Here is a 6,442-nt window from a genome sequence, read left to right on the forward strand (position 1 = left end):
ATGCCGAGGACCGACCGGTCAGCACCCCTTCATCCTGGTGGACGGACGGGCTATGAAGAAGGTAACGGGGGGCAGAACCACCCAGAACCGCCCGAAAGACGACGACACCACCATGGACACCATCCCCCTCACCGACACCACCGACGCCATCCCTGTCACCAACACCACCGGGACCACGGCCGAGCCGGTCGGCGCCGAGTGCCACACCACCCACGGCTACATCAGCGACACCCGGACTGGGGCGCGGTGTGGCGGCAGTGGCCGGTGCACCTGGGGTTGTCGGTGAGCGGGATGGTCGCCTACACCCTGTTCCTCTACGAGGCGTTGCGGCACACCAGCGCGATCGATGCCTCGTTGATCAACGCAGTCACCCCGGCGGTGATCGCCTTGGGCGCCGTGGTGTTGTTGCGGGACCGGATCGGCCCCTGGGCGCTCATCGGTGTCCTGCTGGGTCTGGCGGGGGTGCTGATCGTGCTCACCGAAGGTCGTCTGGCCGCGGTGCTGGATCTGGACGTCAATCTGGGCAACGCCTTGATGCTGGGGGCGGTGGCGGTCTGGAGTGTGTACACGATTTCCGGGCGCCGGTTGGCCGGCTCCCCGCCGATCGCCTCCACCGCGGTGCAGGCGATCCTGGCCGTGGTCGTGCTGACCCCGGTGGGGCTGTGGTCCGGGGCGGGGTGGCCGGAGGGGACCGGGGCCACCGTCTCGCTGGTGTTCATCGGGATCTTCCCCTCGGTCGGGGCGTATCTGTTGTGGAACATGGCGCTGCGGGCGGTGCCCGCGGGCCGGGCTGGAGTGTTCCTCAATTTCATCACCGTGTTCACCGTGGCCATCAGCTTGGTGCTGGGGGAGTCCTTGTCCTGGGAACAGGTTGCTGGTGGGGTCCTGGTGTTCGGCGGCATCGCACTGGTGAGCACCGGTCCGACGCGTGCTCGTGTCAGAACAGCCCCCGCAGCTGATCAAGCCTCAGAACAAGGCGCCGACACCGCACGATGCCAGTAGCACCGGAAAGAGAGACAGTCTCGTAGCAGAGGCAGCACTTCCTTCCCCAAGCCAGGTATTGCGATAGGGTTTCCGTCACGCTTCTGGCGGCGGGCAGTCACCTTTGGCCGTCCCGGTATTCGCCCCGGCGGTTCGCCTCCGCCTTCGCAGCATCACGCACACGCGTGTTGATAGCTTTCTCGGCCACTTCACGACGGTCGTTGGCGTTCATGTGGTCATTGCTGAGCGCGGCGAACGCCACGTCGAAATCACTGTGGTGCAAGGCGATGTCGCGCAGCTCCGCCGCGTCCGTCAATTCTTTCACCCGGTTGGCGGTCCAAGACTGGACCCTCCGTTGGTGGTCGGCCTCCTTTTGCGCGAGCTGCCGCATCAACTCGCCCGTGTTGATCACCGAGGTAATGGGATGGGAGTCGTTGTGCTTCGTCACCGTTGTCCTCCTACGGGTCCACCTGTGGTTCTTCCATTCATAGTCCACGACAACCGGTCCCTGTCATCAGGGGCCGCCCCCTGGAAGCAAAAAAGAACCCCGCCGGTCCGTAGGGACTGATGCGCGGATCAGCGACGCCCGATCTGATTCTTCCGTTAGTCGGCCTGCGAGGAAAGGACTCACATACGGCCGGCTATGGGTCGGCTGAGCGGAAGATCCCGCCCGGGCTCTCAGCACCGACCGAGGCTGACACCGCACGAGCGCGGCAGGAGATCCCGAACCGGTGACCCCGTCTGACCCGGATTCCCCGGCAGCTCCTATAGCCGCCGTCGGCGTCGCGCTGGATCGCCGTGCTTGCGGTGGGTTCCGGCACGCTGTCTGGTTCAGGGGTGTGTGTCTTGCCGGGCTGAGTCGGGCAATCCGAACACCCGGTCGAAGCACCAGGCGTAGCCGGCGTTGTAGATCAGGAAGAAGAGGATCAACCCGGCTTCGTAGAGCAACGCGTCCCACAGGGACACCTGCAGGATCAGGGCCACCAGCGGGACCAGAACGACCACCAGCCCGCTTTCGAACAGGAGCGTGTGCACCACTCGGACCTTCAGGGGCCGGCCGGTGGTTCCGCTGCGCTTTTCCCAGCGCTCGAACCAGGTGTTGAAGACCATGTTCCAGATCAAGGCGACCACCGAGGAGACCACACCGATCACAGCACTGGCTCCGGCTGGGTTGCCCAACCCGGCCAGGATCAGGGTGGTGAACACGATCGCCAGGGCCTCGAAGACCAGCGCGTAGACGACCCGGCGATGCAGCGGTGTAGGGAAGACCCGGCGCTGCACCAGTGGTGGCCGCCCACCCGGGCCCAGTGGGGCGGTTGGTGTGCTGGGGATCGTCGTCTGCGGTGTTGTCTGGGTGTTGCTCGAATCGGTCGATGGCATAAAAAGGGACCTCCCTGGTCAGTCCATGGGAAGTCCTCCACCGGTTTCGCGTCCATGGAACGGAAGCTGGACGCCGCCAGCCCGGTGCCGGAACGGTCGTCTTATAACCAGTCTACCAAGCACCCGGGGCGCGCCACCCAGGCCCATCGCGTAGGCCGACAGGACTGAGCCGCGGATAGCCGGCAGCTGATCCGGCTTGTCCGAGATGCCGCCGGGAAGGATGTAGCAGATGCTCAAATGGAGAGCCGGAAGAACCTTATACGTACGGCCCGGTTGGCAGCTCGCTTTTCAGGCGGAGCCGTCGAAATGGTTCCCGTCCTGAGGCCGGCATCGACCATGTTCCGCGGACCGCGTTGCAGTCAGGACGGTCGGTGGGTACCAGGACAGGCCCGTCGTGCTCCGGCGCCACGATCGGCCCCTGGTCATCGCCGTGACTGCAGGTGTCGCCTGTCACTGCGCATTCGGGCTGACCCGCGTACAGTGAAACCCAGTTGTTGAAGTTTCGTTTTTCGCATTACAAGCAGTTCGCCCGGACATCGGGCGCAGCAGTTTTTCTGAGAAGACGTTTTGGCAGGCATCGCAACGCCCGAGCACCCCGATCGCCGGGGACGCTCCGTTTCTTCAGAAAGACAGGTTCCCCATGACTACTGGCACCGTGAAGTGGTTCAACGCCGACAAGGGCTTCGGCTTCATCACCCCCGAGGACGGCTCCAAGGACGTGTTCGCGCACTTCTCCGCGATTAACTCCGGTGGGTTCCGCTCCCTCGAGGAGAACCAGCGCGTCGAGTTCGAGACCCAGGACGGCCCCAAGGGCCCCCAGGCTACGAACATCACCGTGCTTGCGTGAGAACGCGCTGATCTCCTCGTGAGATCACCGGCGCGGGGCTGAACCCCTGGCGTCGACCTGACATCGCCACCCGGCTCCGGCCCGGTGGCGATGTCTCGTTCCGGGCCTGGTTCTCGGGTGGCACCACCGATCCTTCTGCGCCGCCGCAGCACCGGCTGCGCAGACTCGCCTCGAGGCCTGGTCTCAGGGGCCGCTGCCGAGTGCTCGCCTGGCGTGCGGAAGGCGTGGGATCCTGCGTTCTGTAGGGTCAGGAGCCGTCGAGGAAGTGGGCCGGGTGCGTCGTTTGCAGGCAGATGGACGCCGATCGCGACACGACGGGTTCCGCAATCGAGGTACCCGCAGGATCGTGGTGCTGTTGGGCATCGACGGGGCCGGCAAGACGACCACGGCGGAAGCGCTGGCGGCGGCTGGGCGGGAGTCGGGGCGGCCGGCGATCGTGCTGCGCAACCGCTCCGGTCGCCGCTGGTTGGCACGCGTCACGGCGCGCTGCGGACTGGAGCTGCCCGTGCGGTGGGCGGACCGGTTCGAGACCGTGGTGCGTACTGCCAACGTCGCGGTGTCCCAGGTGCGGGCCGGCCGCCGGGCGGGTCTGGTGGTCATCGACCGTCACCTGGTGTGCCAACTGGTGCTGCGCCAGGGCCGGGGCCTGCCCCCGGGCCGCGTGCTGCCGTGGTTGGCGGCCCGGGCGATCCGCCCCTACGCGGTGGTCGTTCTCGACATCCCAGCCCAGATCGCCCAGCAACGGATCCTGCGCCGCGCAGAGGATCACGAGTCGCTGGACTACCTACAGATGGCCCGCAACGCCTACCTGGAGCTCGCCCGGACCGGACACTGGAGTGTGGTGGACGCGGCGACAACGACCGACGTGCTGGTCGCCCAGATCGCCGAGGCCCTCGACCTCTGACCGATCAGCAGAACCACGGTCGGCCCTGGAAGACGGGCCGTCCCATGCCCGGCCGGCGGTGAGGACCGCAGGCAAGGCCTCTTCGCATCCACCGGTAGTCGAGCCCTGCGATCACGTGGCCAGGGGCCACGGCGGTGCCGGTGTCGGTGACCATGCTGGTGAACATCAACGCCCGAGCGGGCGCTTTCAACAACGAGAACGACCTGACCCGCGAGCATGTCCGCGACGGCGACCACCACACAGGCTGGCCCGACACGGGTCGGGTAAGGACACCCCAAATCCAGCACACTTTACATATGGCCGGCTACCGGACACTGCCCGCGAGAACGACGTTGCAGTTGGGGGTGGCTTATGGTCGCCAGCTGCTGGCGCGGTCGCCGTGCTTGTGCGCGTAATCCTTGATACCGGCAGTCACGCCCTTGCGCACCACCTCGAGGGAGAGCAACGGACGCGCCAGCGCTGGATCTAGCCGAACCAGCGTTGCCACCGAGGTCGGCAGGGCACTGCGCCGGTTTTCAGTCGTCCTGGGTCTCTTCTGGATGGGCCCTGGTGCACGGTTCTTGGAACATGAACCACCCACACCTACTGACGTACGATAGGGACAACGGTCGTGGAGTTCACTAGAACTATCACGCCGTAGAGAGCCCCTGACGGGAGCGGGGCGCGGGTCCCTACAACCCACGCCCCGCGTACTATCTGTCAGGTGCCCTTGTCGGACAGCCAGTGGTTCGCCGTGGTGACGATTAACCGGATCCATCTGGACATCTCCAGTGCTACCTGGAGTTGTCCGGACCGGCGACGCTCACGGCGGATGTCGTTAGCATCCTCCATGGCTGTGCCCTCCTATCTATACGGGCACCCGCTCTGAGCACCCAGCTTGGAGCGGGTGCTTTTTTCTCCAACGAAAGATGTTCTCGTTGGGTCCTACTGTAGGAACCGTGGTGATCAGGTACTCGTGGTCGGCTTCCAGCTCGCTCGTGAAACGCTCCGTCCGTCCCGATTCAACGCACTCTGAATCGTTCGGAAAGTGCAGCTCCGCGCCCAAAATTTGGCTTTCCAAAACACCTCATCTGGTCCGTTCCCAGGATACCGCTGACTAGATCGTGTGCCGGCCGAGGGCCCGGCTGCGCAACCAGTGGTCCTGGATGTCCACGGGCCGATCCTCCCACCGTGGGACAGGTACGGGTCCTTCTCCAGCAGGATCTTCCCCAAGCTGGCGGCCTTCTTGAGGTGGCGCTTGTGGGAGGCGCAGGGCCATCTTGTACAGGTCCGCGCCGACCAGTGGGGATCCGTGATCCGCACCAGGGTCTCCACCCGGCGGTCCAGGTTGCGGTGCATCATGTCCGCCGAGCCGATGTAGACCAGGGGCTCGCCGGCGTTGCAGAACGCGAAGACCCGGGAGTGCTCCAGGAACCGGCCCAGCACCGAGCGGACCCGGATGTTCTCGCTCAGCCCCGGCATCCCGGGGCGCAGGGCGCAGATCCCGCGGACCACCACGTCGACCGGCACCCCGGCCTGCGAGGCCCGGTAGAGGACGTCGATGACAGCCTCTACGAAGTCGACGAACGTGGAGCGCACCGAGCAGACACTGGAAGGTGGTCTTGGCCGCACAACCGGACGGTGGGTCCAGAAGCTCGTAGAAGAGTTCCGCGCAGAGGTGGTAGTTGCCGGTACGGATGTGCACGTAATGGCGCATCCCGTGGTCCTCCTGCCCCACCACCCCGGCATCACCTCCCCTTGCTCCTCGACGATCTTGAGCAGGGCGTTGAAGCCCTCGCGCGTGACCATGTGCGCCGCGTCGATGATGAAGATCTTGTACCGGTCCCAGACGGGCGCGAACTTGTCCCCGTCGAGACGAGCAGGTCTAGCGCCTTTGCAGTGATGCCGTCCATGTTCCCCAGCACAAGACAAGCTCGCGGGATTGCCGCACGATCATGTGACATGTGATTTGGCTTGCCCGCAAGGCGGGCACAGCCGAGGTCCGAGGGGTGCCGCTGTGCCGCTTCCGGTCGGCCATGGACACCGGGTGCTGGGGCAGTTTGTCCTGATGGCTTTACATAACGACAATTATGGGACATCAACCCACGGGAGTTCTCGCATCTGTTGGAACTCCTGTCGGGCCGATTTAGTCCCGGTTCCGCGATGCACGGGGGCTCGCAGGACGGCGCGAAGCATCTGGTCGCTCACGGGGATGTTGCTTCAGTGCTGATCCGAGCCAGAGCACCCCAAAAATGACGCGGTGGTTGTGTTACACCACTAAGTAGGTGTTGGGAAAGTGTGATGCGCTTCCGCCTGACTGCCGGGACGGAGGAGCGGATCGTGGTGGCATG

General features: G+C 65.1%; 6 protein-coding genes and 1 pseudogene. 4 read left to right on the plus strand and 3 right to left on the minus strand.

Annotated features, from left to right (window positions below; all coding sequences use genetic code 11):
- Both ACFYE1_RS17040 and ACFYE1_RS17045 read left to right on the plus strand, forming a co-directional pair.
- Window positions 1-286 (plus strand): hypothetical protein (locus tag ACFYE1_RS17040; protein ID WP_387745612.1); only part of this gene is annotated, 286 nt, incomplete at its 5' end.
- Between the two features lie 5 nt (window positions 287-291).
- Window positions 292-1,002 (plus strand): DMT family transporter, encoded by a 711-nt coding sequence (locus ACFYE1_RS17045; protein WP_387745615.1) that lies wholly within the window; start codon window positions 292-294, stop codon window positions 1,000-1,002.
- A 97-nt stretch (window positions 1,003-1,099) separates the two neighbouring features.
- Here ACFYE1_RS17045 and ACFYE1_RS17050 read toward each other — a convergent pair whose 3' ends face one another.
- Together ACFYE1_RS17050 and ACFYE1_RS17055 are read right to left on the minus strand one after the other, a co-directional pair.
- Complete coding sequence (locus ACFYE1_RS17050; protein WP_387745618.1) at window positions 1,100-1,429, minus strand: hypothetical protein; 330 nt, start codon at window positions 1,427-1,429, stop codon at window positions 1,100-1,102.
- Window positions 1,430-1,812: 383 nt separating this feature from the next.
- Window positions 1,813-2,361, minus strand: coding sequence for a PACE efflux transporter (locus ACFYE1_RS17055; protein ID WP_387745621.1), 549 nt, complete (start codon window positions 2,359-2,361; stop codon window positions 1,813-1,815).
- Window positions 2,362-3,001: 640 nt separating this feature from the next.
- Here ACFYE1_RS17055 and cspE point away from each other — a divergent pair.
- Together cspE and ACFYE1_RS17065 are read left to right on the plus strand one after the other, a co-directional pair.
- Window positions 3,002-3,208, plus strand: coding sequence for a transcription antiterminator/RNA stability regulator CspE (cspE, locus tag ACFYE1_RS17060; protein WP_387745624.1), 207 nt, complete (start codon window positions 3,002-3,004; stop codon window positions 3,206-3,208).
- Between the two features lie 349 nt (window positions 3,209-3,557).
- Window positions 3,558-4,112: an AAA family ATPase gene (locus ACFYE1_RS17065; RefSeq protein ID WP_387745627.1), complete on the plus strand. Its 555-nt coding sequence runs from the start codon at window positions 3,558-3,560 to the stop codon at window positions 4,110-4,112.
- Between the two features lie 1,293 nt (window positions 4,113-5,405).
- On the opposite strand, the pseudogene ACFYE1_RS17070 reads toward ACFYE1_RS17065, so the two are convergent.
- Window positions 5,406-5,663 (minus strand): annotated as a pseudogene (locus ACFYE1_RS17070) (RNA degradosome polyphosphate kinase); the annotation flags it as partial.
- Window positions 5,664-6,442 lie beyond the last annotated feature (779 nt).

This window comes from Kocuria nitroreducens (genome assembly GCF_042879195.1).
Lineage (GTDB): Bacteria > Actinomycetota > Actinomycetes > Actinomycetales > Micrococcaceae > Kocuria > Kocuria nitroreducens.